The organism is Rhizobium sp. AAP116 (assembly GCF_001295785.1).
In the GTDB taxonomy this organism is placed as follows: Bacteria; Pseudomonadota; Alphaproteobacteria; order Rhizobiales; family Rhizobiaceae; genus Allorhizobium.
The window spans coordinates 25,153-49,689 of the sequence record NZ_LJIB01000008.1 but is presented as its reverse complement, the minus strand read 5'-3'; the positions used below and the strand labels follow the sequence as shown (position 1 = coordinate 49,689).

General features: G+C 60.5%; 24 protein-coding genes and 1 tRNA gene. 19 read left to right on the top strand and 6 right to left on the bottom strand.

Annotated features, from left to right (window positions below; all coding sequences use genetic code 11):
• Nucleotides 1-72: 72 nt before the first annotated feature.
• From infA to IP85_RS07295, 12 genes are all read left to right on the top strand, one after another.
• Nucleotides 73-291, top strand: a complete 219-nt coding sequence (gene infA / locus IP85_RS07350; RefSeq protein WP_004435948.1) for a translation initiation factor IF-1 — start codon at nucleotides 73-75, stop codon at nucleotides 289-291.
• Between the two features lie 40 nt (nucleotides 292-331).
• A complete protein-coding gene (locus IP85_RS07345) occupies nucleotides 332-952 on the top strand; it encodes a Maf-like protein (RefSeq protein ID WP_054149034.1) in 621 nt (206 codons plus the stop codon).
• A gap of 2 nt (nucleotides 953-954) precedes the next feature.
• On the top strand, nucleotides 955-1,167 hold the full coding sequence (gene yacG, locus IP85_RS07340) for a DNA gyrase inhibitor YacG (protein ID WP_054149033.1): 213 nt from the start codon (nucleotides 955-957) through the stop codon (nucleotides 1,165-1,167).
• Between the two features lie 206 nt (nucleotides 1,168-1,373).
• Nucleotides 1,374-1,449 (top strand) — tRNA-Phe (locus tag IP85_RS07335).
• 269 nt (nucleotides 1,450-1,718) lie between these two features.
• Entirely contained in the window at nucleotides 1,719-2,321 is a 603-nt protein-coding gene (locus tag IP85_RS07330) for a TetR family transcriptional regulator (RefSeq protein ID WP_054149032.1), read from the top strand.
• A gap of 24 nt (nucleotides 2,322-2,345) precedes the next feature.
• Nucleotides 2,346-3,503, top strand: coding sequence for an efflux RND transporter periplasmic adaptor subunit (locus tag IP85_RS07325; protein WP_054149031.1), 1,158 nt, complete (start codon nucleotides 2,346-2,348; stop codon nucleotides 3,501-3,503).
• Nucleotides 3,504-3,539: 36 nt separating this feature from the next.
• On the top strand, nucleotides 3,540-6,611 hold the full coding sequence (locus tag IP85_RS07320) for an efflux RND transporter permease subunit (protein ID WP_054149030.1): 3,072 nt from the start codon (nucleotides 3,540-3,542) through the stop codon (nucleotides 6,609-6,611).
• A gap of 531 nt (nucleotides 6,612-7,142) precedes the next feature.
• A complete protein-coding gene (locus IP85_RS07315; protein ID WP_054149029.1) occupies nucleotides 7,143-8,741 on the top strand; it encodes an ABC transporter substrate-binding protein in 1,599 nt (532 codons plus the stop codon).
• A gap of 162 nt (nucleotides 8,742-8,903) precedes the next feature.
• Nucleotides 8,904-9,908 carry an ABC transporter permease subunit gene (locus IP85_RS07310; RefSeq protein ID WP_054149028.1) on the top strand — a complete coding sequence of 335 codons (1,005 nt, stop codon included), beginning with the start codon at nucleotides 8,904-8,906 and terminating at the stop codon, nucleotides 9,906-9,908.
• 14 nt (nucleotides 9,909-9,922) lie between these two features.
• Nucleotides 9,923-10,831: an ABC transporter permease subunit gene (locus IP85_RS07305; RefSeq protein ID WP_054149027.1), complete on the top strand. Its 909-nt coding sequence runs from the start codon at nucleotides 9,923-9,925 to the stop codon at nucleotides 10,829-10,831.
• 2 nt (nucleotides 10,832-10,833) lie between these two features.
• Nucleotides 10,834-11,682 carry an ABC transporter ATP-binding protein gene (locus tag IP85_RS07300; protein ID WP_076391946.1) on the top strand — a complete coding sequence of 283 codons (849 nt, stop codon included), beginning with the start codon at nucleotides 10,834-10,836 and terminating at the stop codon, nucleotides 11,680-11,682.
• 8 nt (nucleotides 11,683-11,690) lie between these two features.
• Entirely contained in the window at nucleotides 11,691-12,533 is an 843-nt protein-coding gene (locus IP85_RS07295; RefSeq protein ID WP_054149163.1) for a dipeptide ABC transporter ATP-binding protein, read from the top strand.
• A gap of 56 nt (nucleotides 12,534-12,589) precedes the next feature.
• Here the strand turns inward: IP85_RS07295 and IP85_RS07290 are convergent, their stop codons facing one another.
• On the bottom strand, nucleotides 12,590-13,060 hold the full coding sequence (locus IP85_RS07290) for an Lrp/AsnC family transcriptional regulator (RefSeq protein WP_054149026.1): 471 nt from the start codon (nucleotides 13,058-13,060) through the stop codon (nucleotides 12,590-12,592).
• Nucleotides 13,061-13,227: 167 nt separating this feature from the next.
• Here IP85_RS07290 and IP85_RS07285 point away from each other — a divergent pair, with 167 nt between their 5' ends.
• The gene (locus IP85_RS07285; RefSeq protein ID WP_054149025.1) at nucleotides 13,228-14,400 is read left to right on the top strand and encodes an amino acid aminotransferase; all 1,173 of its coding nucleotides are present in this window, start codon (nucleotides 13,228-13,230) and stop codon (nucleotides 14,398-14,400) included.
• A 4-nt stretch (nucleotides 14,401-14,404) separates the two neighbouring features.
• Nucleotides 14,405-15,031 (top strand): YitT family protein, encoded by a 627-nt coding sequence (locus tag IP85_RS07280; RefSeq protein ID WP_054149024.1) that lies wholly within the window; start codon nucleotides 14,405-14,407, stop codon nucleotides 15,029-15,031.
• 4 nt (nucleotides 15,032-15,035) lie between these two features.
• Here IP85_RS07280 and IP85_RS07275 read toward each other — a convergent pair whose 3' ends face one another.
• The 3 genes from IP85_RS07275 to IP85_RS07265 form a co-directional block, all read right to left on the bottom strand.
• Nucleotides 15,036-15,788 (bottom strand): ABC transporter ATP-binding protein, encoded by a 753-nt coding sequence (locus IP85_RS07275; RefSeq protein WP_054149023.1) that lies wholly within the window; start codon nucleotides 15,786-15,788, stop codon nucleotides 15,036-15,038.
• Complete coding sequence (locus tag IP85_RS07270; protein ID WP_054149022.1) at nucleotides 15,782-16,846, bottom strand: iron ABC transporter permease; 1,065 nt, start codon at nucleotides 16,844-16,846, stop codon at nucleotides 15,782-15,784. Before IP85_RS07270 ends, IP85_RS07275 begins: the two co-directional genes overlap by 7 nt.
• A 68-nt stretch (nucleotides 16,847-16,914) precedes the next feature.
• Nucleotides 16,915-18,045, bottom strand: coding sequence for an ABC transporter substrate-binding protein (locus IP85_RS07265; RefSeq protein ID WP_156322780.1), 1,131 nt, complete (start codon nucleotides 18,043-18,045; stop codon nucleotides 16,915-16,917).
• A gap of 125 nt (nucleotides 18,046-18,170) precedes the next feature.
• On the opposite strand from IP85_RS07265, the gene IP85_RS07260 reads away from it, so the two are divergent.
• The 4 genes from IP85_RS07260 (at nucleotide 18,171) to IP85_RS07245 (ending at nucleotide 21,582) form a co-directional block, all read left to right on the top strand.
• Complete coding sequence (locus IP85_RS07260; RefSeq protein ID WP_054149020.1) at nucleotides 18,171-18,974, top strand: class I SAM-dependent methyltransferase; 804 nt, start codon at nucleotides 18,171-18,173, stop codon at nucleotides 18,972-18,974.
• 125 nt (nucleotides 18,975-19,099) lie between these two features.
• Complete coding sequence (locus IP85_RS07255; RefSeq protein ID WP_054149019.1) at nucleotides 19,100-19,834, top strand: GntR family transcriptional regulator; 735 nt, start codon at nucleotides 19,100-19,102, stop codon at nucleotides 19,832-19,834.
• Between the two features lie 42 nt (nucleotides 19,835-19,876).
• Nucleotides 19,877-20,632: a 2-dehydro-3-deoxy-D-gluconate 5-dehydrogenase KduD gene (gene kduD, locus IP85_RS07250; RefSeq protein WP_054149018.1), complete on the top strand. Its 756-nt coding sequence runs from the start codon at nucleotides 19,877-19,879 to the stop codon at nucleotides 20,630-20,632.
• A 29-nt stretch (nucleotides 20,633-20,661) separates the two neighbouring features.
• Nucleotides 20,662-21,582 (top strand): sugar kinase, encoded by a 921-nt coding sequence (locus IP85_RS07245; RefSeq protein ID WP_054149017.1) that lies wholly within the window; start codon nucleotides 20,662-20,664, stop codon nucleotides 21,580-21,582.
• 12 nt (nucleotides 21,583-21,594) lie between these two features.
• On the opposite strand, the gene IP85_RS22365 is transcribed toward IP85_RS07245, so the two are convergent.
• Complete coding sequence (locus IP85_RS22365) at nucleotides 21,595-21,765, bottom strand: hypothetical protein (protein WP_171901568.1); 171 nt, start codon at nucleotides 21,763-21,765, stop codon at nucleotides 21,595-21,597.
• 354 nt (nucleotides 21,766-22,119) lie between these two features.
• Here IP85_RS22365 and IP85_RS07240 point away from each other — a divergent pair, with 354 nt between their 5' ends.
• The gene (locus tag IP85_RS07240; RefSeq protein ID WP_348625554.1) at nucleotides 22,120-23,148 is read left to right on the top strand and encodes a PAS domain-containing protein; all 1,029 of its coding nucleotides are present in this window, start codon (nucleotides 22,120-22,122) and stop codon (nucleotides 23,146-23,148) included.
• Nucleotides 23,149-23,165: 17 nt separating this feature from the next.
• Here IP85_RS07240 and IP85_RS07235 read toward each other — a convergent pair whose 3' ends face one another.
• Nucleotides 23,166-24,458: a TadE/TadG family type IV pilus assembly protein gene (locus IP85_RS07235; protein ID WP_054149015.1), complete on the bottom strand. Its 1,293-nt coding sequence runs from the start codon at nucleotides 24,456-24,458 to the stop codon at nucleotides 23,166-23,168.
• Nucleotides 24,459-24,537 lie beyond the last annotated feature (79 nt).

Sequence of the window (24,537 nt, the reverse complement as noted above, 5' to 3'; positions counted from 1 at the left end):
TGTAGTTTCCGCCCACATTTTCAGGGGCCCCTCGTGCGCCCCTCCTAAAACCCCAGGAAAGACAACCACTCTATGGCTAAAGAAGAAGTCCTCGAATTCCCAGGCGTCGTCACCGAATTGCTGCCGAACGCCACCTTCCGCGTAAAGCTTGAAAACGAACACGAAATCATCGCCCATACCGCGGGCCGCATGCGCAAGAACCGTATCCGCGTTCTCGCCGGCGACAAGGTTCTGGTCGAAATGACCCCTTACGACCTGACCAAGGGCCGTATCACGTACCGCTTCAAGTAAACCTTGGGCCAAGACCTTAAGGCTTGAGGAGCGCGTTCGGATGGAATTGAGACAGAAGCTGATTTTGGCCTCCGGGTCGCCGCGCCGCGTGGATCTCCTCAAGCAGGCAGGTATCGATCCCGCACGCCTGATGCCGATGGATCTCGATGAGACTCCGAAGAAGTCGGAGCATCCGCGCTCGCTCGCTCGCCGCCTGTCGGCAGACAAGGCGAGGGCGGCTCATCTGCAGGTGCGCAAGGATCTGACCTGGGGCGATAGCTACATTCTTGCTGCCGACACCGTGGTCGCGGTCGGGCGCCGCATCCTGCCCAAGGCTGAACTGATGCAGGAGGCCTCCTCGGCCCTGCATCTTCTGTCGGGCCGCAGCCACTGGGTCTTCACTGGGGTCTGCCTGATCGCCCCTGATGGCAAGCTGCGCCAGAAGATCGTTGAAACCAAGGTCCGCTTCAAGCGCCTCTCCGGCTACGACATCGAATGCTACCTCGCGTCAGGCGAATGGCGTGGCAAGGCCGGCGCCTATGCCATCCAGGGCATTGCCGGCAGTTTCGTCCAGAAGATCGTCGGATCCTACACCAACGTTGTCGGCCTGCCGCTCTTCGAGACGCTGCAGATGCTCTCGGGCGAGGGCTATGACGTGCATACGGGCTGGACGGAGGGCTGACCATGGCAGACGGAGACGAACAGCGGACCGCCAAGGTCGAGCCGCTGCGCAAGACGCGGCCATGCCCCGAATGCAGCCGTCCCTCGACGCGGGACAATTATCCGTTCTGCTCCGATCGCTGCCGAAATCTCGACCTCTCGCGCTGGCTGAAGGGCTCCTACGCCATCCCGGTTGCCGACGACGAGTCCAAGGCGGACGACGACTACCGCGACTGATCGCTCGCTGGCCGTAAAGCCTGTTCGCGACCTCCCCCGATCCCCTTGTTCTCGTTCACCTTTCAGCGATTTTCACATCTTCTTCAAAAAAGTGGTCGAAGCCGCTGGACATGGCCGAACAAGATGTTATAACCCCGCTCGCTCCCGGGGAAACGCCCCGGCGGTCTTGAAATAAAGACCGGCAGGCTTTGCAAACAAGCCGAGATGCCCGGATAGCTCAGTTGGTAGAGCAGCGGATTGAAAATCCGCGTGTCGGTGGTTCAAATCCGCCTCCGGGCACCATTCCCCGAACTTAGTAGATTGAACGTCTCCCCATCCATTGGATCTCGCGCAAGGCGTTTGCTTTGGCGTCCTTAAAAGGTCGGGCGTTACTTCTGCATCTTAGGTCTTTCTTCACGGTGATCGGCGCTTCTTATTCCCGCACGCACTGATTCTGCTGCGCAGCTGGACCGTGCCCGACATTCTCACGCGCTGTCCTCCCGTCTGATTGACCGCTGACGATTTTTGATTTACGACTGACGAAATTCAAAAATCGTCAGACGTAAATCATCATGACCCCAAGCGCAGTCCAGGCCACCGAAACAGCCGATATGGCCACCCGCATCCTCGAGGCGGCGGAGCGGCAGTTTCGACACTATGGCTATAGCAAGACGACCGTCGCCGATGTGGCGAAGGAACTCGGCATGTCGCCTGCCAACATCTACAGGTTTTTCGGCTCGAAGAGCGAGTTGCTGGAGGGCGTCTGCGCCCGCCTCTTGCACCAGAGCCTGTCAATCGCCCAGTCCGTCGCCGCCCTTCCGGTCAGCGCGGAGGAAAGGCTGCGCCGCTATTCCATGACGCATTTCGAGTTCACCGTGGCCACCATGCTCGATGAGCGCAAGGTGCATGACATGGTCGTGGCCGCGATCGAGCAGAGCTGGGGTGTCATCGATCAGCATATCGACGAAATCCAGGCCATCCTGACAGACATCATTGCCGAAGGCATGGAAAAGGGGGAGTTCGCCAAAGGCGATCCGGCCCATGCGGCGCGCTGTTTCGGCGCGGCGACCTCGCCATTGCACCATCCCCAGATGGTCGCCCAGTGTATTGGCAAGACCAATCGCGCTAGTCCGGAAGATCTGACCGAATTTGCCATCCGAGCCCTCAAAGTCTGAGACCCTCGCCGGGGAGGAACCACTATGTCCGCCAGCGCCCGCCTGTCCCTGACTGCATTGTCCCTTTTCGCCGCCTTCGGGCTCGCAGCCTGCACGGAAGGCGGGGCAGAAACTGTGGAGCAGCCGAGCCTTCGCCCCGTGAAGGTGATCGAAGTCGAGGCGCCGTCGACCGCGCGTGAATTGCGTTATTCCGGAACGGTAAAGGCCCGCAGTGAGGCCGCCACCGGTTTCCGCGTGGCCGGCAAGATCATCGAGCGCCCGGTCGATATTGGGGATCGTGTGATGCCGGGTGATGTTCTGGCGCGCCTCGACGTGACGGATTACCAGTTGCAGATGCGCAGTGCCGAGGCGAGCCTCGCCGCCGCCGACCGCCAGCTGGAAACGGCGGACTTCGCCCTGAAACGTGCAGATGCCCTCTACCGCCAGCAGGTGACGACCAAGGCGCAGCTTGAGCAGGCGCAACTCACCTACAATCAGGCCCTCGCCACGCGCGACAGCCAGCGTTCCTCGCTTGAGCAGGCGAGAAACCAGGTCGCCTATGGCGAGTTGAAGGCGGACAAGCCGGGCATTGTCACCGCCATCAGCGCGGACGCCGGCCAGGTTGTGGCGGCAGGCAGCCCTGTTGTCACGGTCGCCGCCGACGGGGAGAAGGAAGCACTCATCGCAGTGCCGGAAAACGAGATCTTTGCATTCGCCCCCGGCAAGGAGGTCGAAGTCGGCTTCTGGTCGAAGGATGGCCTTGCCCTCAAAGGCACCGTCCGCGAAGTTGCGGGCAGCGCGGATGCAACGTCGCGAACCTTTGCCGTGCGCATCACGCTTCCCGACAATCCGCAGATCCTGCTTGGCATGACCGCGCGTGTGACGGCGCTGGCACCATCGGACAAGAGCCTGTTCGAACTGCCACTTTCCGCCCTTGCTCAGGATGCCGCCAAGCAGCCGAAAGTCTGGACCGTCGATCGGACCGACGCCACGGTCCATGCGCGATCGGTCACGATCGACACGTTTTCCGATACGGGTATCCAGGTCTCTGCAGGCTTGAAGCCCGGTGATCTCGTGGTCGTGGCAGGCACGCAGTTCATGGCGGAAGACATGAAGGTTCGGCTGGCCAACGAGAACCTCTCGCGCTCGGCCGAGGCTGGTCCGACAACCGCCACCGTCACGCCCGACGCCGCAACCCGGTAAGCCCAGCGCGCCCCCTACCTTCGGGACATTTCAATCATGACAAACTCTCCTGTCGAGCCGGGCTCGTTCAACCTGTCCCGTTGGGCCATCGCTCATCCCAGCATAGCCCGTTTCCTCTTCGGCCTGATCATCCTGACGGGTCTCTTCGGACTGATGCGAATGGGCCAGAAGGAAGATCCGGACTTCACCTTCCGCGTCATGGTGGTGCAGGCCTTCTGGCCGGGCGCATCGCTGGCCGACATGCAGGATCAGGTGGTCAACAAGATCGAGCGGAAGCTGCAGGAGACGCCCTATCTGGACTGGGTCAAGTCCTACACCCGACCGGGTTCGGCGATCATCACGCTGCAGGTGACGGGCAATACCGATGCCGATGATGTGGCTGATGCCTTCTACCAGGTCCGCAAGAAGGTCGGCGACATCGAGAACGAGCTGCCCGAAGGTCTGCTGGGCCCGTATTTCAACGACGAGTTCGGCGATACCTACATCACGCTCTATGCGCTGACGGGCGATGGCTACAGCTATCCCGAGCTCAAGCAGCATGCGATCCAGGCGCGCGATGTCCTCTTGTCGACCGAAGGGGTCGAAAAGGCGGTGATCTTGGGCGATCAACCGCAGAAGATCTTTATCGAAGTGTCGTCCAAGGCGCTTGCCGAACGCGGTCTGACCTTCACCGACCTGCAGAGCGCACTTGCCGGCCAGAATGCGATTGATGCCACCGGGAGTATCGACACGGGATCCCGATCGGTCCGCATATCCGTCGATGGCGGTTTCTCCGCCGCGGAAGACATCCGCGAACTGCGCCTGAATTCCGGCAACCAGGTCACGCGTCTGGGCGATATCGCCACGGTCACCGAAGGTCTCGAGGATCCCTACCAGCGCAAGTTCCGGTTCAACGGCAAGGACTCCGTCCAGGTCGGCGTCGTCATGGCCAAGGGCTTCAAGGTGACCGATGTCGGTGATGCCGTGGAGGAGACGCTGGAGCGTTTCGAGGCGACGCTGCCGATCGGTCTGGAGGTCTCGCAGATTTCCAATCAGCCGGAAGTGGTTCGCGAGGCAATCGGTGAATTCATGAAGGCGCTCGGCGAGGCCCTGCTGATCGTGCTCGTCGTCTCCTTCGTCTCCATCGGCTGGCGCTCTGGCCTCGTGATTGCGATCGCCATCCCGCTGGTGCTCGCCGCAACCTTTGCCGTCATGTACGAACTCGGGCTCGATCTGCAGCGCATCTCGCTCGGGGCCCTGATCATCGCGCTCGGCCTTCTGGTCGATGACGCGATGATCGTCGTGGAGATGATGGAGCGAAAACTGGAGGAAGGGCTCGAGAAGCTGGATGCGGCGAGTTTCGCCTATTCCTCGACGGCCTTTCCAATGCTCACCGGAACGCTCATAACCACAGCCGGTTTCATCCCGGTCGGTTTCGCAGAATCGACCGCCGGTGAATATGTCCGCTCGCTGTTTTATGTCGTGGGCATCTCCCTGGTCATCTCCTGGTTCGTCGCCGTCTACTTCACGCCCTGGCTCGGTTACATGATCCTGAAGCAGAGGGCCCATGCCGGCAGCCATCACGACGCTTTCGACACCCGCTTCTATCGTCGCCTCCGTGCGACCGTCTCCTGGGCCGTGGAGCACCGCATCATCGTGATCGTCTCGACGCTCGCCATCTTTGCGGTCAGCCTCTGGTCCTTCCAGTTCATCCCGAAGAACTTCTTCCCGCAGTCGTCACGACCGGAAATCCTTGTCGACATGTGGCTGCCCGAGGGTACCTCGATCAAGGAAGTCGAGGCGGAGGCCAGGCGCCTCGAAGCGGAATTGCTGACCGATCCGGATCAGCGCTTCGTCGCAACCTATGTGGGCGAGGGCGCGCCGCGCTTCTTCCTGCCGCTCGACCAGCAGTTGCGCAATCCGAACTATGCCCAGCTCTTGGTCATGGCGAGGGACGAGGATGCGCGCGAACGTCTGATCACCAAGTTGCGCATGACACTGGCGGAAGACTTCCCCTCGGTGCGCGGGAAGGTCGATCGACTGTTCCTGGGGCCGCCGACCGGATGGGCCGTGCAGATGCGTGTAAGCGGACCGGAGCGGGACGAGGTTCGTCGCATTGCCGATCAGGTAAAGGCGCGCTTCAACCAGAACCCCGTTTTGCAGGCTGTCCATGACGACTGGCTTGAGCCGGTCCCCGCGATGACGCTGGTCGTCGACCAGGATCGTGCCCGTGCCCTCGGCGTCTCCTCACAGCGCCTGCGTCAGATGCTGCAGGCGACAATGAGCGGTGCGCCACTCGCCGATGTTCGCGCCGGTGAGGAAACGATCTCGATCGTGGCCCGAGAGCCGGAAGATAGCCGCCGCCTGTTGACGGCAGTCAATTCGATCTATGTCCCGACCGATCTCGGCACATTCATCCCCTTGTCGCAGATTGCCAAGGTCGTGCCGAAGCTGGAGCAGGGCATCGAATGGCGTCGCAATCGTTTGCCGACGATCACGGTGCGAGCCACCTTGCCGGACGGTCTGCAATCGAACGACGTGACCTTGAAGATGTTCGACGAAATGCAGTCCTTGCGCGACAGCCTGCCGGCTGGTTACGCGATCGAGATCCAGGGCGGAGCGGAGGACAGCGCCGAGAGCCAGAATTCGATCGCGGCCAAGGCGCCGATCATGCTGCTGGTCATTGTGGTGCTGCTGATGATCCAGCTGCAGCATTTCGGCAAGGCCATGCTGGTGCTGGCGACCGGGCCGCTCGGCATAATCGGGGCCGCCGCCGCCCTCCTCATTTCAGGCGCCCCCTTCGGATTTGTCGCGATCCTTGGCGTTATCGCCCTGCTCGGCATCATCATCCGCAACTCGATCATTTTGATCGACCAGATCGACCAGGACATCGCAGCTGGCATGGAACGGCGTGAAGCGATCATCGGATCGGCTGTCCGCCGCTTCCGCCCCATCATGCTGACGGCGCTGACCGCAGTTCTCGCGCTGATCCCGATTTCACGCGGCATCTTCTGGGGGCCGCTGGCTTACGCGATGATGGGCGGCATTCTCGTCGCAACCGTCCTGACCATTCTGGTTCTGCCTGCAGCCTATGCTTTCTTCTTCGGTCGCTCTCCCCACAAAGCGTGACTGAAGGAGAGGAGGAGAGGGTCCCCAAGCCTCTCCTCCTTCCCCTTTTCGCCCGTGCCGATGGCGTTGCGTTTCATTGTTTTTTTTGATCGGTTGATAAATTTTCTTTCCGTTGCTAGACCACCGCGACTCGGCCAAATATCCTTGTCTTTTTGCGACGCACTACGTGGCGCGGCCTTGATTCTTAGGGTCAATCAAAGATCTCTAATGTTCGATGAGTTCCTAAAGCGACCTGTCGTTTTAGAAAACATTTGAACTGCCATCCGTCTATTGTGGCGAAAACCAGACCAATTCTGTGACGGAATTGAGCCGAATCTCTCTTTACAACGTTTCCGAAGGCGATAAGACACTGCATCAGTGATCGAGTGGACGACCTCTGCTGCTTGTCAGATTACGACGCGCGGCTGGAGACCCTTCGATCGCCGGAAGACCGGTTGACCCCGACCTTCACAAAACACGGGCGCGATCCACGCGCCGCGGGACCAAAAGAACCGGCGAGGACGCTCGTCCTTTGCCTTTGGGAGACTGTTCATGAAAACCAAGTTCGCTCTTGCAGCTGCAGCACTCGCTGCCGCCACTTTCCTGTCGGGCGCGGCAAGCGCCAAGACCTTCGTTTACTGCTCGGAAGGATCGCCGGAAGGCTTCGATCCCGGCATGTACACCGCCGGCACGACCTTTGATGCCTCCGCGCATCCGATCTACAGCCGCCTGATGGAATTCAAGCCCGGCACCACCGAAGCGGAAGCCGGTCTGGCCGAAAGCTATGAAGTCAACGCCGAAGGCACCGAATACACCTTCAAGCTTCGTTCGGGCGTCAAGTTCCACACGACGGAGTTCTTCACTCCGTCGCGTGATTTCAACGCCGATGACGTCCTCTTCTCGCTGGACCGTCAGCTGAAGGCTGATCATCCGTGGAACCAGTATGTTGCCGGCACCTCCTGGGAATATGCCGCAGGCATGGGCTTCCCCGAGCTGATCAAGTCGATCGAGAAGGTCGACGACATGACGGTCAAGATCACGCTCAACAAGCCGGAAGCGCCGTTCCTCGCGAACCTCGCAATGCCTTTCGCATCGATCGTTTCGAAGGAATATGCCGACAAGCTCGAAGCTGAAGGCAAGAAGGAACAGCTGAACCAGATGCCGGTCGGCACGGGTCCGTTCTCCTTCGTCGGCTACCAGCAGGACGCCGTCATCCGCTACAAGAAGAACGCCGATTACTGGGGTGGCGCGCCGAAGATCGACGATCTCGTCTTCGCGATCACCACGGATGCTGCCGTTCGTTACCAGAAGCTCAAGGCTGGCGAATGCCACCTGATGCCGTTCCCGAACGCAGCCGACGTCGAGACCATGAAGTCCGACCCGGCTCTGACCGTCATGGAACAGGAAGGCCTGAACGTCGCTTACCTCGCCTACAACACGACCCAGGCTCCGTTCGACAAGCCGGAAGTGCGTAAGGCGCTGAACAAGGCGATCAACAAGGAAGCCATCGTCGACGCCGTATTCCAGGGCATGGCGACTCCGGCCAAGAACCCGATCCCGCCGACCATGTGGTCTTACAACCAGTCCACTCAGGACGACGCGTATGACCTGGAAGCTGCGAAGGCAGAACTCGAAGCCGCTGGTGTAACCGGCCTTTCGATGAAGGTCTGGGCAATGCCGGTTTCGCGCCCCTACATGCTGAACGCACGTCGCGCCGCTGAAATCATCCAGGACGATTTCTCCAAGATCGGCGTCACCGTCGAGATCGTCTCCTACGAATGGGCCGAGTATCTCGACCGCTCGAAGGCCAAGGATCGTGACGGCGCCGTCATGCTCGGCTGGACCGGCGACAACGGCGACCCGGACAACTTCCTCGACACGCTGCTGGGCTGCTCTGCCGTCGGCGGCAACAACCGCGCTCAGTGGTGCAACGAGGAGTTCGACGCCCTGGTGAAGAAGGCCAAGGTCACCTCCGACCAGGCCGAGCGCACCAAGCTCTACGAAGAAGCACAGCTCGTCTTCAAGCGCGAAGCGCCTTGGGCCACGATCGACCATTCTCTCTCGATCGTCCCGATGCGCAAGGAAGTCTCTGGCTTCGTCCAGAGCCCACTTGGCGACTTCACCTTCGAAAACGTCGACATCGCCGAGTAATCGGAACACGCAATCTTTCGCCGCGGGCCCTGGCCCGCGGCGTTTGTCGTTGATGCAAGACCAATCTCGCGTCATGCTCGAAAGCTCAGGTGAAGCGTTTCGGGTAACCACAGATGGCCTTGGTGCCGTGGTTCGACCTCCCTTAAACAACAGGTCTCACACATGTTTGGCTTTCTCCTGCGACGGCTCGCCGTCTTGATCCCGACCTTTCTCGGCGTCTCGATCATTGCCTTCGCTTTCATCCGGCTTCTTCCTGGCGATCCGGTTGCGCTGCTCTCCGGTGAGCGCGTCATGTCGCCCGAGCGGCACGCACAGATCAGTGCGCAGCTCGGTCTCGACCGTCCTGTCGTCGTCCAGTACTTCGATTATCTCGGCGGCGTCCTGACCGGTGACTTCGGCACTTCGATTGTCTCGAAGAGCCCGATCATCGACCAGTTCTTCGCGCTGTTCCCCGCCACTGTCGAATTGTCCCTCTGTGCGATCCTGTTGGCCGTCGCGATCGGCGTTCCCGCCGGCATCATCGCTGCGATCAAGCGCGGTTCATTCTTCGACCAGACCATGATGGGAATTGCCCTTGTCGGCTATTCCATGCCGATCTTCTGGTGGGGCCTTCTATTGATGATCCTGTTCTCCGGCATCCTGCAGTGGACACCGGTATCGGGACGCATCTCGCTGATGTTCTTCTTCCCGCCGGTCACGGGTTTCATGCTGATCGACAGCCTGCTGTCGGGTCAGAAGGGCGCCTTTGCCTCGGCCGTCAGCCATCTCATCCTGCCGACGATCGTGCTTGCGACCATTCCTCTCGCCGTCATCGCGCGGCAGACGCGCTCGGCCATGCTGGAAGTCCTGTCGGAAGATTATATCCGGACGGCCCGCGCCAAGGGCCTCTCGCCTTTCCGCGTCGTCAGCCTGCATGCGCTGCGCAATGCCATGATCCCGGTCATCACCACAATCGGCCTGCAGATCGGTGTCCTGCTGGCCGGCGCGATCCTGACCGAAACGATCTTTTCCTGGCCGGGCATCGGCAAGTGGATGGTCGACAGTGTGTTTCGCCGTGACTACCCGGTCATCCAGGGAGGCCTCCTCCTGATTGCCGGCATCATCATGGTCGTGAACCTCATCGTCGACCTGCTCTACGGCCTAATCAACCCGCGCATCCGCCACTAGAAGGATAAAGTCCCATGGCAGAGACAACAACCAGCCAGCCGGTTTCGAGCGCTCAGATGCGCCGCCAGATGCTGGCCGAATTCTGGTTCTACTTTTCCGAAAACCGCGGCGCCGTCGCAGGCCTCGTCGTCTTCGTCGCTCTCGTGCTGATCGCCGTCTTCGCCGGCGTCATCGCACCCCATTCGCCCTTCGAGCAATATCGTGATGCCGTGCTTCTTCCGCCCGCCTGGCTTGAAGGTGGGAACTGGAGCTTTGTGCTCGGCACCGATCCCGTCGGACGCGACATCCTCTCGCGCCTGATCTACGGTTCGCAGTATTCTCTGTTCATCGGTGTGTTCGTTACGACGCTGTCGCTGACGACGGGCATCGCGATTGGTGTCATCGCCGGCTATTACGGTGGCTGGCTCGACACCGCGATCATGCGCCTGATGGACATCATCCTGGCCTTCCCGTCGCTGCTGCTGGCACTTGTGCTCGTCGCGATCCTCGGCCCCGGCCTGACCAATGGCATGATCGCGATCGCGCTGGTCCTGCAGCCGCATTTCGTCCGCCTGACCCGTGCTGCGGTGATGTCGGAAAAGACACGTGACTACGTGACGGCCGCACGGCTAGCCGGTGCAAGTCCCTTCCGCCTGATGTTCAAGACGATCCTGCCGAACTGCATGGCGCCGCTGATCGTCCAGGCTACGCTCTCCTTCTCGAACGCCATCCTCGATGCAGCCGCCCTCGGCTTCCTCGGTATGGGCGCGCAGCCTCCGGCACCGGAATGGGGCACGATGCTGGCCGAAGCGCGCGAATTCATCCTGCGCGCTTGGTGGGTCGTCACCTTCCCGGGCCTCGCCATTCTGATCACCGTTCTTGCCATCAACCTCATGGGTGACGGCCTGCGCGATGCGCTCGATCCCAAGCTGAAGAGGTCCTGATCATGGCACTTCTCGAGATTCAGAACCTCACCGTCCAGTTCGAGACGGCCAGTGGTTGGTTCAAGGCCGTCGACGGCGTGTCGATGTCGGTCGAGCCGGGTGAAGTGCTTGCCATCGTCGGAGAAAGCGGCTCCGGCAAGTCTGTCGCCATGCTTGCCGTCATGGGCCTTCTGCCGTGGACGGCAAAGATCACCGCCGACAAGATGGAATTCCAGGGTCGTGACATCCAGAAGATCTCGGCAGCCGACCGGCGCAAGCTGATCGGCAAGGATGTCGCCATGATCTTCCAGGAGCCTGTCGCAAGCCTTAATCCCTGCTTCACCGTCGGCTTCCAGATCGAGGAAGTCCTGCGCCTGCACATGGGCCTCGGCAAAAAGGAATGCCGCGAACGCGCCATCGAGCTCTTCAAGCTGGTCGGACTGCCGGATCCTGCGGAACGCCTCAACCACTTCCCGCACCAGATGTCGGGCGGTCAGTGTCAGCGCGTGATGATCGCGATTGCGATCGCCTGCAATCCCAAACTCCTGATCGCAGACGAGCCGACGACCGCGCTCGACGTGACGATCCAGAAGCAGATCCTCGACCTCCTCATGAAGATCCAGGCCGAGACCGGCATGGGCCTCATCATGATCACCCACGACATGGCTGTGGTTGCCGAGACCGCGGACCGCGTCATCGTCCAGTACAAGGGCCGGAAGATGGAAGAGGCCGATGTGCTCTCGCTCTTCGAAAACCCGAAGAACCCCTATACCCGCGCGCTGCTTTCGGCCCTGCCGGAAAACGCCACCGGCGACCGCCTGACGACGGTCTCCGACTTCCTGGCCGCCGCAGAAACGGGAGGTGCCGCATGACCACAGAGATGCAAACCCCGATGCTCGAGATTCGCGACGTCAAGCGCGACTACCGTGTGTCGCAAGGTCTCTTCAAGGAAGACAAGATCGTCCACGCTGTCAAAGGCGTGTCTTTCAAGCTCGACAAGGGCAAGACGCTCGCCATCGTCGGCGAAAGCGGTTGCGGCAAGTCCACGCTTGCCCGCATCCTGACCTTCATCGATGAGCCAACGGCAGGCGAGTTGTTGATCGACGGTCAGAAGGTCGACTTGCGTCCTGGCCATCTGACATCGGACATGCGCCAGAAGGTGCAGATCGTCTTCCAGAACCCGTATGGCTCGCTCAATCCGCGCCAGAAGATCGGCGATGTGCTCGGCGAGCCCTTGCTCATCAACACCAAGATGAGCTCGGCCGAGCGGCGGGAACGCGCAACCGAAATGCTGATCAAGGTCGGCCTCGGTCCGGAGCACTATAACCGCTACCCGCACATGTTCTCGGGCGGCCAGCGCCAGCGTATCGCGATTGCTCGTGCGTTGATGCTCAATCCGAAGCTGCTCGTGCTCGACGAACCGGTTTCGGCGCTCGACCTCTCGGTCCAGGCCCAGGTGCTGAACCTGCTTGCCGACCTGCAGGAAGAGTTTGGCCTGACCTATGTCTTCATCAGCCACGACCTCTCGGTTGTGCGCTACATCGCCGACGAGGTGATGGTGATGTATTACGGTGAGGCCGTGGAATACGGCACACGCGATGCGGTCTTCTCGGACCCGCAGCACGAATATACACGCACGCTATTTGCCGCGACACCGCGCGCCGACGTGGAATCGATCCGCGCCCGCATGGCAAAGCGCCAGCTGGCAGCGGCGGCCGGTTGATCGCTTTCTAAAGCTTGATGCGATGACAAAGGGCGCCCGGTCGGCGCCCTTTTTCTTTATGGCAGATAGCCGTAAGAGATCTTCGGACTGTCGAATACCATCGTCGACCTGATTGTCTTGATCTCGGCGAGGCGATCGAACTCCTGCCAGATCAGGCGCTTGTAGTCCGTCATGTCACGAACCGAGATCTTCAACAGAAAATCGAAGCCGCCGGCAACGGCATGGATCTCGACTACTTCGGGCAGTTTGCCGACATGTTCGATAAAACGTTCGCCCACCTGCGGCGTCGTGCGATCCAGGGTGATTTCGACGAAGGCCTGCAGGCCGAGGCCGACACGCGGCGCATCAACCACGATCGCCTGCCGTATGATGCCGCTCGAATAGAGTCTGGCGAGCCGACGCGAAAGGGGGGCGGCGGTCAGCCCGACACGCTCGGCGAGTTCCGCATTGTTCAGGCTCGCATCGTTCAGAAGACAGGCAATGATCTTCCGATCGATCCTGTCCAGTGTGGCGCTCTCAGCTTCCATTATCGATCTCTACTGTCCATCAGTGCGCAATATTGTATCGTCAAAGCTGGATGTCTGGCAATTCATCTTAAGTCACCCCTGACGCCGGGCATGAAATCCGCAGAGACTTTGCGCGGCAAACTTGATATCTCTGGTCCAACACAATTGCACTTTGACGAAGGTCCCCGATGTTCGACAAGCTCGCCTCGCAGCCCAATGACCCGTTGCTTGCCCTGATCGGGCTCTACAATGCCGATCAGCGCGCCGACAAGATCGACCTCGGGGTCGGTGTCTACCGTGATGATCTCGGGCGCACGCCTGTGATGCGCTCGGTCAAGGCGGCCGAGAAGGAGCTGTTGGAGAAGCAGGACAGCAAGTCCTATGTGGCGCCGGAAGGCGACAGGGTCTTCCTCGACCTGCTCTGGGATCTTGTCGGCGGCAAGGGACAGGGCAAGTTTGCCGCGGGCGTTCAGACCCCCGGCGGTTCGGGGGCGCTGCGTCTCGCGTCGGATCTCATCGCGCGCGCGAGCAGCGGCCGCATTCATCTTGGTCTGCCCAGCTGGCCGAACCATGCGGGTATCTTCGGCGCCACCGGCCTCAGCGTTGAGACCTATCCCTATTTCGATGTGCCGACACAGGACGTGCGCTTTGCCAGCATGATGAAGGCGCTAAGCAGCGCCCCGCGCGGTGATGCCGTGCTCATTCATGCGAGCTGCCACAACCCGACCGGCGCCACGCTCACGTCTGCCCAGTGGGAAGAACTGGCGGCCGTGATCGCCGAACGTCGCCTCGTGCCACTGATCGATTCTGCCTATCAAGGGTTTGGCGCCGGCATCGAGGAAGATGCCGCTGGTCTGCGCACCATTATCGCTGCAGTGCCGGAAGCCTTGGTCGCGGTTTCCTGCTCCAAGTCCTTCGGCATTTACCGTGAACGCACAGGCGCCATCTTTGCTGTTGCCGAGACGCAAGAGGCGGCCGACATTGCTCGCTCCAATCTCGTGACCATGGCGCGCACCAGCTATTCCATGCCACCGGATCATGGTGCGGCCGTCGTGCGCACGATCCTCTCGACAGAGAGCCTGCGCCAGGACTGGATCGACGAACTGAACAGCATGCGCGACCGTCTCAATGGCCTGCGTCGCGAACTGGCCGCAGCCCTCGGCGACGGTTGGCAACTGGCGCCGCAGATCGGCGAGCAACAGGGCATGTTCTCGCTCCTGCCGCTCAAGGAAGCCGACGTGCTGTCGCTGCGCAAGGATCACGGCATCTACATGCCGACCTCTGGACGCATCAATATTGCGGGCCTGAAGAGCCAGGATATTCCGCGCGTCGCCGCTGTTCTGAAACCGCTTCTGGGCTGAAACCATGACCACGACCACCGTGAACCAGGCGGGCGCAGAGCGTCATCGCCTCTATGAAGACGTGCTCGCGATGATTTCCGGCACGATGTTCGTGTCGCTCGGGACGCTGATCTACACCGAAACCATGCTGACGGTCGGGTCGAGCGCCGGCCTCGCGCTGCTTCTGTCCTATGTCAGTGGCTGGGGCTTCGGCGTCATCTTCTTCGTCGTCAATTTGCCCTTCTACATCCTGGCGGTCAAACGCATGGGGTGGGCCTTCACGCTGCGCACTTTCACCGCCGTGGCGCTGGTGTCGATCCTGTCGAAGCTGAACGGCCAATGGATCGATTTTTCGCATCTCGATCCACTCTACGCCACCGTGATCGGCGGCGGCTTGATCGGTACTGGCTTGCTGATGCTTTTCCGCCACCGCACGGGTCTCGGCGGCATCAATATCCTCGCCATGTATCTGCAGGAAAAGACAGGGCTGCGCGCCGGTTATTTCCAGCTTGGTGTCGATCTCACGATCCTCGCAATCGCCTTCTTCGTGCTGCCGGCCGACCGGTTGGCACTCTCGGTGCTGGGCGCTGCCATCGCCAACCTGATCCTCGCGATCAACCACAAGCCCGGCCGTTATATGGGGCTGAGCTAAGGGCTTATGCCAGCGCCGCGTCCACGATGACGAGAGGCCGGCCTTGCGTGCAGGCCTCAATGCGGGCATCGACCCGGTACACATCTCGAAGCAGGGAAGGCGTGATCACATCCGCAGTCGCGCCGCTTGCAATCAGTCGCCCGTCCGCAACCACGAGCGCATGGTCGCAATAACGCATCGCGTGGTTCAGGTCGTGCAGGGCGATCAGAACGGTGATCCCGCTTTCGGTTGCAAGTTCGCGCATGAATTGAAGGACTTCGATCTGGCGGAAGAGATCGAGCGCCGACGTCGGCTCGTCCATCAACAGCACTTCCGGCTTGCGCACCAGCGCCTGGGCGATGGCGACGAGCTGACGTTGTCCACCGGACAGTTCCCCAAGATCTCGAAATGCGAGGTCCGAAATCCGAAGTGAAGCAAGAATGCGATCGATCTCAAAAAGTTCGCCGTCGGCCACTTTCCAACCAGAGCCCTGCTTGGATGCAAGCAGAATGCTCTCGTAGACGGTCAGGACAGCATTGGCACCTGTGTCCTGCGGCATGTAACAAATCGGCCGCTGGCTCTCCTCTCCGGAGACATGGATGACGCCTTCGCCCTTCAGCAGGCCTGCTATCCGCTTGAACAGCGTCGACTTGCCCGCCGCATTCGGACCGATGACAGCTGTCAGCATTCCGCCGGCGATGTCACCGGTGGTGATGTCGGTGAAGACGCGATGGCGACCGTATTGGGCACCGACCGCTTCAAGCCTGAGGGCTACCATGCGCGCCTCCTGTTGGTGAAGATGAGGGAGAAGAAGAAGGGCACCCCGACGAGTGCAGTGATAACACCGATCGGCAGGATGGCGCCCGGGATCAGCAATTTCGACACGACCGAGGTGACTGACAGCAGGAGCGCGCCACAGAGGATCGAACCCGGGAGAAAGAAGCGCTGGTCTTCTCCGAGCAACATACGAGCGATATGCGGCCCGACGAGGCCGATGAAACCGATCGTGCCGACGAAAGAAACGGGGATGGCGGCGAGCAGGCTGACGAGCAGCATAGTCTCAAGCCGGAGTGCCCGGACATTGACCCCGAAGGATGCGGCCTTGTCGTCACCGAGGCGAAGCGCCGTCAGTGCCCAGGCGCGGCGCGCAAAGAGGGGTACGCAGAAGACGAGCACGGCGAAGGTCACCGCCACCTTACCCCAGGTCGCCTTGGTCAGCGATCCCATGGTCCAGAAGACAACGGCGGCGAGCGCCTGTTCAGAGGCAAGATATTCGAGCAGCGAAAGCAGCGCATTGAAGGTGAAGACCAGAGCTATGCCGAGCAGGATGATGGTCTCAACCGTCACGCCTCGCATGGTCGAGACGCCATAGATGAAGAGCGATGCGAGCATTGCCATCAGGAAGGCGTTGATCGGCACCATGTACTGCACGGCCGCTGGAAAGACGGCAACGCCTGCGACAAGCCCAAGCGCCGCACCGAAACTGGCAGCCGCGGAAATGCCGAGCGTAAAGGGAGAGGCGAGCGGATTGGCCAGGATCGTCTGCATCTGCGCACCGGCAAGCGACAGGCACGCCCCAACAGTGACGGCCATCAGCGCGATCGGCATGCGGATATCCCAGATGACGACCCTAAGCTGGTTGCCTGCCGAGGCCGGATCCCAGATCGTCGAGACGACTTCCGACAGGGTGTAGCGCGCGGGGCCATAGGCCATATCGACGGCGATCGACAGCACCAGACAGAGTGAAAGCCCGGCAAGGATTGCCAGGCGCTTCGTCGTCAGGCTTCGGTAGATGTCGCTGGAGGCCGGAGCGGCCGCTTCGACGGTGGTGGCCATAAGTCTTTTCCTGTCGGTTACGCCCCCAAGGGCAAGCGGCCGGCGGTCGCCCGCCGGCCGGATGGATGTCAGGAGCCAGCCTTCAGCGAGGCGAAGTAGCCAGGCTGGTAATCTACCGGCAGGAAGCGCTCATGCATGTCCTTGAAGGTGGCGTCCGCGTCGAGATCCTTGAAGAGATCCGGATGCAGCCACTTGGCGATCTGCTGGACGGCGACGAACTGGTAGGGGCTGTTGTAGAACTGGTGCCAGATGGCATGCACATTGCCATCCTGGACGGCCTTGATGTCGGTGAAGCCGGGGCGCTTCATCAGCTCGGAGAGCTTGCGCGCGGCTTCAGCCTTGTCGGCGCCCGGACCAACGCCAACCCACTTGCCGCCGGGAACATACAGTTCCCAGTTCGAGCCGGTCACGATGACCTGGTCGGGGTTCGACGCGATGATCTGCTCCGGATTGACGGTGCCGAACGTGCCCGGGATGAAGTCCTTGGCCATGTTCACGCCGCCGGCGAGTTCGACCATCTTGCCGAAGTTCTCGTTGCCGAAGGACATGCAGCAATCGTCAGAATAGCCACCGGCGCGCTCCATGAAGACGACAGGCTTCTTGAGATCCGACTGCTTGGCCAGCACGTCGGTCACCTTGGCGATCTGCTCGTCATGGAATTTTACAAATTCTTCGGCGCGCTCTTCCTTGCCGAACAGCTTGCCGATGATGCGCATGGAATCATCCGTGTGCTCCATCGGCTTTTCGCGGAAGTCGATATAGACGAGCGGGATACCGACGGCAGCGAGCTTCTCGATATAGCCGCTCTCTTCGGTTGCGGACTTCGCTTCCGTGTTCATGATGATGACGTCAGGCTTCAGCGCAACCGCCTGCTCGATGTCGAACGTGCCGTCCTTCATGCCGCCGAAGGTGGGGATCTTTTCCATCTCCGGGAATTTCTTCAGGTAGATGTTGTAGCCGTCGAGGTCGGCCTTCTTGAAATCGTCGCGCCAGCCAATGACGCGGCCAAACGGATTGTCGGTGTCGAGTGCTGCCGTGAAGTAGATCTGTCGACCTTCGCCGAGAATGACGCGTTCAACCGGAACGCTCACCTCGACCTCACGACCAGTGATGTCCTTGATCTTCACGGTCTCGCCAGCCAGCGCGACGCTTGAAAAAAGGACGAGCGAAATCGCGGCGGCAGAAGCCACCTTCTCCATTTTGAACACGATCAGTTCTCCTGCTTGTGATTATGTCGTGATCTATGTTTTTATGACTTTATCAGTCAAGAATTATCTTTTAGAAGTGTTCCAGCCTCTCTGCCCGAATCCGAAAGACCGTGAAAATGCAAGCCGTTAGCTCCCTTACCAACCATGACCTTCGCGACGAAATCAAAGCTTATTGGTCGTTGCGGGCCGAGACATTTGACACTCAGCCGGGTCATGAGATCTTTTCGGAAGACGAGCGGGCGGCCTGGCACGCCCTGTTCCGCAGGCATCTCGGCGAAGGCGAGGGGCGGGCAGCGCTCGACCTCGCCTGCGGAACGGCCGTGATCTCGCACCTGCTCGACGATCTCGGCTTCAAGGTTACCGGGCTGGATTGGGCCGAGCCAATGCTGGAGCGCGCGCAGGCAAAGGCCAAGGACCGTGGACGACGGATCCGCTTTCTGATGGGTGACGCCGAGCGCACCATGGAGGACGACGAGGCCTATGATGTGATCACCAATCGTCACCTTGTCTGGACGCTCGTCGATCCGCTTGCCTGCTTCAAGGAGTGGCACCGCGTCCTGAAACCGGGTGGCAAGGTGCTGATCGTCGATGGCGACTTCGTCAACACCTCCACATTGACCCGTCTCTTGAAAAAGCTGACCGGTTTCGCGAGCCGCCTCGGTATGGCCCGCGATGCCCTGCACGGCGCCCCGAATCCCGATATGGCCGAAACGCACACCCGTATCCTGTCCCGCGTTCATTTTTCCGGCGGTGCTCACGCGCATGCCGTTGCAGATCTTCTGAAGAAGGCGGGCTTCTCAAAAATCACCGTTGATCAGGACATGACTGCTATACACAGGGCGCAACGCAAGAACTTCTCGTTTTTCAAAGGCCTGGAGCGAGCCACTCAGCACCGCTACGCGATCTGCGCCGAGAAGTGACGTCATCGCGTTACTGCCTTTCCTGACTGCATAGCTGTTTCAGAAACGGTGGCTTGAAACAGAGGCTCCTTGCATTTACAGCCTCCGAAAACTGATATACTAGTATCTCAGTTTTCGGAGGCTGTATGTCGGAAATGTCCAAAAGCGGGTTACGCTCGCGCATTGTTCCTGCCGATCATCAACGCGGGAGGACGCGGGATGGGCGTGCTGCGACGCAGATCCATGCGATCTTGCAGGACGAAATTGTCCGCCTGCAATTGAAGCCGTTGGATACCCTGAACGAGAAGCAACTCGGCCAGCGCTTCGGTGTCAGCCGCACGCCTGTGCGCGAAGCTCTGCTGAGACTGGCGGATGAGGGACTTGTGGAGATCTATCCGCAGTCGGGCACTTTCGTGTCTCGCATACCCCGCCGTGCGCTCTACGAGGCAATCCTTATCCGCAAGGCGCTCGAGGTGACCACCGTCTCGCTCGCCATTGTCGCGATGAAGGACGGCAGCCGCTTGCACTCGCTCGAAGACAATCAGGCGGCCCTGATAAAAGCGGCCGAGGCCGGTGACATTCCGCTCTTCCACCGTCTCGACACCGAATTCCATCAGTTGATCGCCGACATCGCCGGTTACCCCGGTATCTGGACGGTTATTGCGCAGGTCAAGGTTCATATCGACCGCTATCGGTTCATCACGCTGCCCCGTTCAGGGCGGCTGGATATCGTCATCGCCGAGCATGCGGCGATCATCGACGGGATCCGTGACCGCGACGACGGTGCGGCGGTTCTGGCCATGAGCCAGCATATCGGCCGCATGACTGAGGAACTGGACGATATCGAGCATCTCGATCCCGACCTCTTCATTGACGCCTAGAGCAAGCAGGCGATCCTTTCCAGAAATCCCGGGAGTAGCATCATGAAACCATCCTTCGACCTTTCGGGCCGCACGGCCATCGTCACCGGAGCCAATACCGGCATCGGTCAGGCCATTGCCGTGGCACTGGCCGGCGCTGGTGCCGCTGTTCTCGGCGTCGGCCGATCGAGCATGAGCGAAACGGAGGCCATGATTGCCTCTGCAGGTGGGCGTTTCGCATCCTTTGCCGCCGACCTGTCGACCATCGAGCCGGTCGACGACATCGTCGAAGCGGCGGTATCCGCTTTCGGCTCGGTCGACATTCTCGTCAACAATGCCGGCATCATCCGCCGTGCCGATGCCATCGATTTCACCGAGGCTGATTGGGATGCGGTCATGGACGTCAACCTGAAGACGGCCTTTTTCCTGTCGCAGGCCGTCGCCAAGCGCATGATTCCGAGTGGCCGCGGCAAGATTATCAACATCGCTTCCATGCTCTCCTTCCAGGGAGGGATCCGCATTCCCTCCTATACCGCGTCCAAGAGTGGCCTCGCGGGGCTGACCCGCCTGCTGGCCTGTGAATGGGCTGCCAAGGGCATCAACGTGAACGCGATTGCGCCGGGCTATTTCGTCACCAACAACACGACCGCCTTGCGGGAAGATCCGAAGCGGTCCACCGACATTCTCGGCCGGATCCCGGCAGGCCGCTGGGGCAACCCGGAAGAACTCGGTGGCGCCGCAGTCTTCCTGGCCTCGGACGCCTCGGCTTATGTGCACGGCACGATCCTGCCCGTCGACGGCGGTTGGCTGGCGCGCTAGGTAGGAACGGGAAGCGACAAGGCGGGGGGATGAAGATGGGACGGATCGTATCGATCGGCGAATGCATGGGCGAGCTGTCGGAGACCGGTTCACCCGGTATGCTCAGCATGGGGTTCGCCGGAGACACGCTCAATACCGCCTATTACCTGCGTCACAGTCTGGGGCAGGACTGGCAGGTCGACTATGTGAGCGCCGTCGGTACGGACGGGCTCTCCGACAGGATGGTCGATTTCCTTAACAGTGAGGGCATCGGGACCGACCATGTCCGCCGCCTGGCCGACAAGACGATCGGGCTCTACTACATCACCTTGAAGGACGGCGAGCGCAGTTTCACCTATTGGCGCAACGATAGTGCCGCAAAGCGGCTCGCCAGTGATCCTGGGGCCCTCAATCGTGCACTTGAGGGCGCGGATCTCGCCTACTGGTCCGGCATCACCTTGGCCATTCTCTCGAACCAGGATCGGCTGGCGCTGATCGAGGCGCTTGGCCAGTTCGCGGGCAAGGGCGGCACAGTTGTCTTCGACCCCAATCTCCGGCCGCGTCTCTGGGACAACCCGGAGACCATGAGGGGCTGGGTGCATCGGGCGGCCGCGGTGAGTGACCTCTGCCTTCCGTCCTTCGAAGACGAGGCGACATGGTTTGGCGATGCCGATCCAGCCGCGACGGCGAAACGTTATCAGGCGGAAGGGGCTCGAAGGGTCATCGTCAAGAACGGATCCGAGGACGTCACATTTGCAGGCAGCAGCGGTGAACTGTCCCGCTTCTCCATCCCCTCGGTCGAACATGTTGTTGATACGACCGCCGCAGGCGACAGTTTCAACGCTGGCTACCTGGCTGCAGAACTGAATGGTGCATCCGTTGAGAATGCGGTTGCTGCCGGCGCCAGACTGGCGGGTAGGGTAATAGGCGCCCGGGGAGCTTTGGTCCCGGATGCCGTAACGCAGGCCTGAGGAGCCTTGGGCTCAAGCCGGAGCAGCGCCGCCGCCGACAAGGGTAAAATAGGCCCATGCAAGCACGAATGCCGCGGCGATCCCGGCCCAGATCAGGATCTTGCGCATCGAAGGTGAAACACTGGCCTTCGGCTTCGGCGGTTTGTCTTCGGGCGGGCGCTCGAACTTGATGACGTTCGACATGCTATGGCTCTCTCGTGATGCTCATCTGGAAACTTCCTGCCATGATCATGGGCCAACAACAAGCCTGCTGCTTGCGTGTTTCCTCATGGATGAGGCTTGAGATCGGGACGTATTGTTGAGGTGGCGGAGAGAAACGCTGCGCCTTCGGGCCGCGCGCATTCACAATCTTCCACTTCACTCTTGTCTGCAGCCTTCGCCGCCGCTAGCGTCCCATTTCAGGGAGAACTGTTGTCAATAGACGGAGATCGAGGGCTTTCCCGTCGGACGCATGATGGACTTTGCCGAACTGCAATGAGAAGTTTTCTGGATTCCGCCCTGGGTGATGCCTCTTCCGCACAGGCGGGAGACGCGTCTATTGCCGCCAGGAAGATATCAGGCGTTTCGTCGACACATTTCCTGAAACTCGTCGAAGAAAACGGCAATACAGGCTTCTGGACCTGCGATATCACCACCGGTCAATGCAGCTGCAGCCCGGGCCTCTTGCGAGTGATCGGGGTTAAGCAAACCCTGCCGTTCCGAATGACGGATCTGGTCGACCAGGTACATCCGGAGGATCGCACATTCTGCGAAGATATCTGGTCGCTGATACGCTCGGGTGTGCCTGTGAATCGGAATTTTCGCATCATCCGCGGCGACAGGACCGTACGCTGGGTCGAGTTCCGGTCCGAGGTGGTGCTTGACGCCGAGCAGCGCCCGGCGCGCGCCATCGGGCTCCTCCAGGACGTCTCGCAACAACATGAGAGCCGTCAGGCGCTGGACGAAAGCACCGGCCGCTACAGAGCATTGATCAGCGCCGTCGCGACCATGGAATGGCGTGCGACCGCAGCTGGCGAGCCCGTATTTTCCTCTGGCTGGACGACGCTGACCGGGCAACGCGAGTCCGATATGTTCGACGGCAACTGGCTAAGCGCGGTCCACCCAGATGATCGCGAAGCGGTGAACGCCGCCTGGCAGCAAGCTGTTTCCTCGCTATCTCCTTATAGCTCCAATCAGCGCATCCGTCGGGCGGACGGTGAATATGAATGGTTTCATGCCCGCGCAGTGCCCGTGCTTCACAAGGGTGGGCGCTCGCATGAATGGCTGGGCATGATCATCCGCCATCAGGAATTTGCGATGATGGGCAGCGGCGGGTCTGCCGCCGATCCCTCGGTGACGCCGATGCAGATCCGGGCGGGACGGGCCATGTTGCAATGGACCCTTGAAGACCTTTCGCGGCAGTCCGGCGTATCGGTCTCGTCGATCCGGCGGATCGAGGGGGAGGGAGAGCGTTCGACGCGGCCGGCCTCGCTGAGCGCGATTCGAGAGGCCTTCGAGCGAGAGGGCCTGGCGTTCAGTGACGGCAACACCGTGTCCCTGCAGGGCTTCCCCATGCGGAGAAGCTGAGCCCTCGGATCGTGCTCTCAGCTGGAGATCCGGGGCGTGCTCACGATCTTGAGGAATAGCGCATTCATGGCGTCTGCGATGCCCTCGCTCGGGCTCACTTCGAAATAGAGACCCGGCGATGCGCAAGACTGCATGCGCGTAGGGATTTCGGACTGGAACGGGCTGATCCACCTCTTGTACCAGTCATTGGTGGGAAGCGGCAGATAGGTCGTATAGAGAACGGCGATGCGATAGCCCTTCTTCTTGAGGGCTTCGCATTGCGCAGTGTCGATCGGCTCCTGACAGCGCCCATTGGTGGTCTTCTTGGTGCAGGTGCTTGGCTTGTAGGCGTCGCCCACTCCATCTGAGACAAAGAACACGATCTTTTCCGGATCACTTGCAGAAGCACCGGTGCCGGACGCGCCCATGAGATCGCCGATACTCTTGAGGGCGCGGTCGAAATCGGTCTGCTGGTCGTTGTCATAACCCTGCCAGGGGATCGACATCAGCCCGATCTTGGACGCCTTGGTCTGAACCTGATCGAGATTGTCGGTAAGTGCGGAGACCTCCAGCAACTTGGTGTCCTCGGCCCGTTCGCCGAAGGTGTAGACGGCCATGCGATACTGATTGGAGCTCTTGCGCGACTTCTTGGCCGTGTCCATGAGCGCTGCCGTCGCCTTGGCCACGACGTCGATGCGGATCGTCACGCCGAGTTTCTTGGCGAGGTAATAGTAGCTGTTCGTGTCCTCGACACCGTTTTTGACGATGTGGCACGCGAAGGCACACTTGTCTCTGGTATTGTTGACCATCTTGGTGACGTCTGCCGGAGTCGCTCCGACGCCCATAGACGGCGTGTTGTCGAGAAGCAGGTAGAAGTCCCGGAATGTGTCTGTCTGATAGACGGCTTCGGCCTTGCCGCTGACGGTGACGTCCTTCTGCCCCATGACCCGTGCAAGTGTGGTGGGAATCGTCGCGTTGAAGGTGAAGACGGCCTTTAGCTGGGTTCCGGTCTTGACGACTTCCACATCGAAGTTCTTGAGATCGTAGTGCTGAGACATCTTGGCGTGACCGAGAAACACCTTCTTGGCATCTGCGATCGCAGCCGATAGCTGTCCGTCGGATTTCATCTGCATCGCCTGCATGACGCCGGCGGAGGTTTCGGCAACGGCTGCGATCGCAGCCGCGTCGGCAGCCGCCTGGAGGGTGCTTCGCACCGTCAGCGCGTTGCTGATATCGATGGCCAGGCCAGCCGCTCCGATGACGGGCACAAGCAGGATCGCCGTCAAGACGCCGAAATTGCCACTGCGGTCGCAGAGAAATCTTCTGAACATAATATACCCCCATATATAAGGGGGTAATTTATAGGTGCTGCGTATCGTTTTCGTTCATCTGCATGGTTAGCAAATTCCT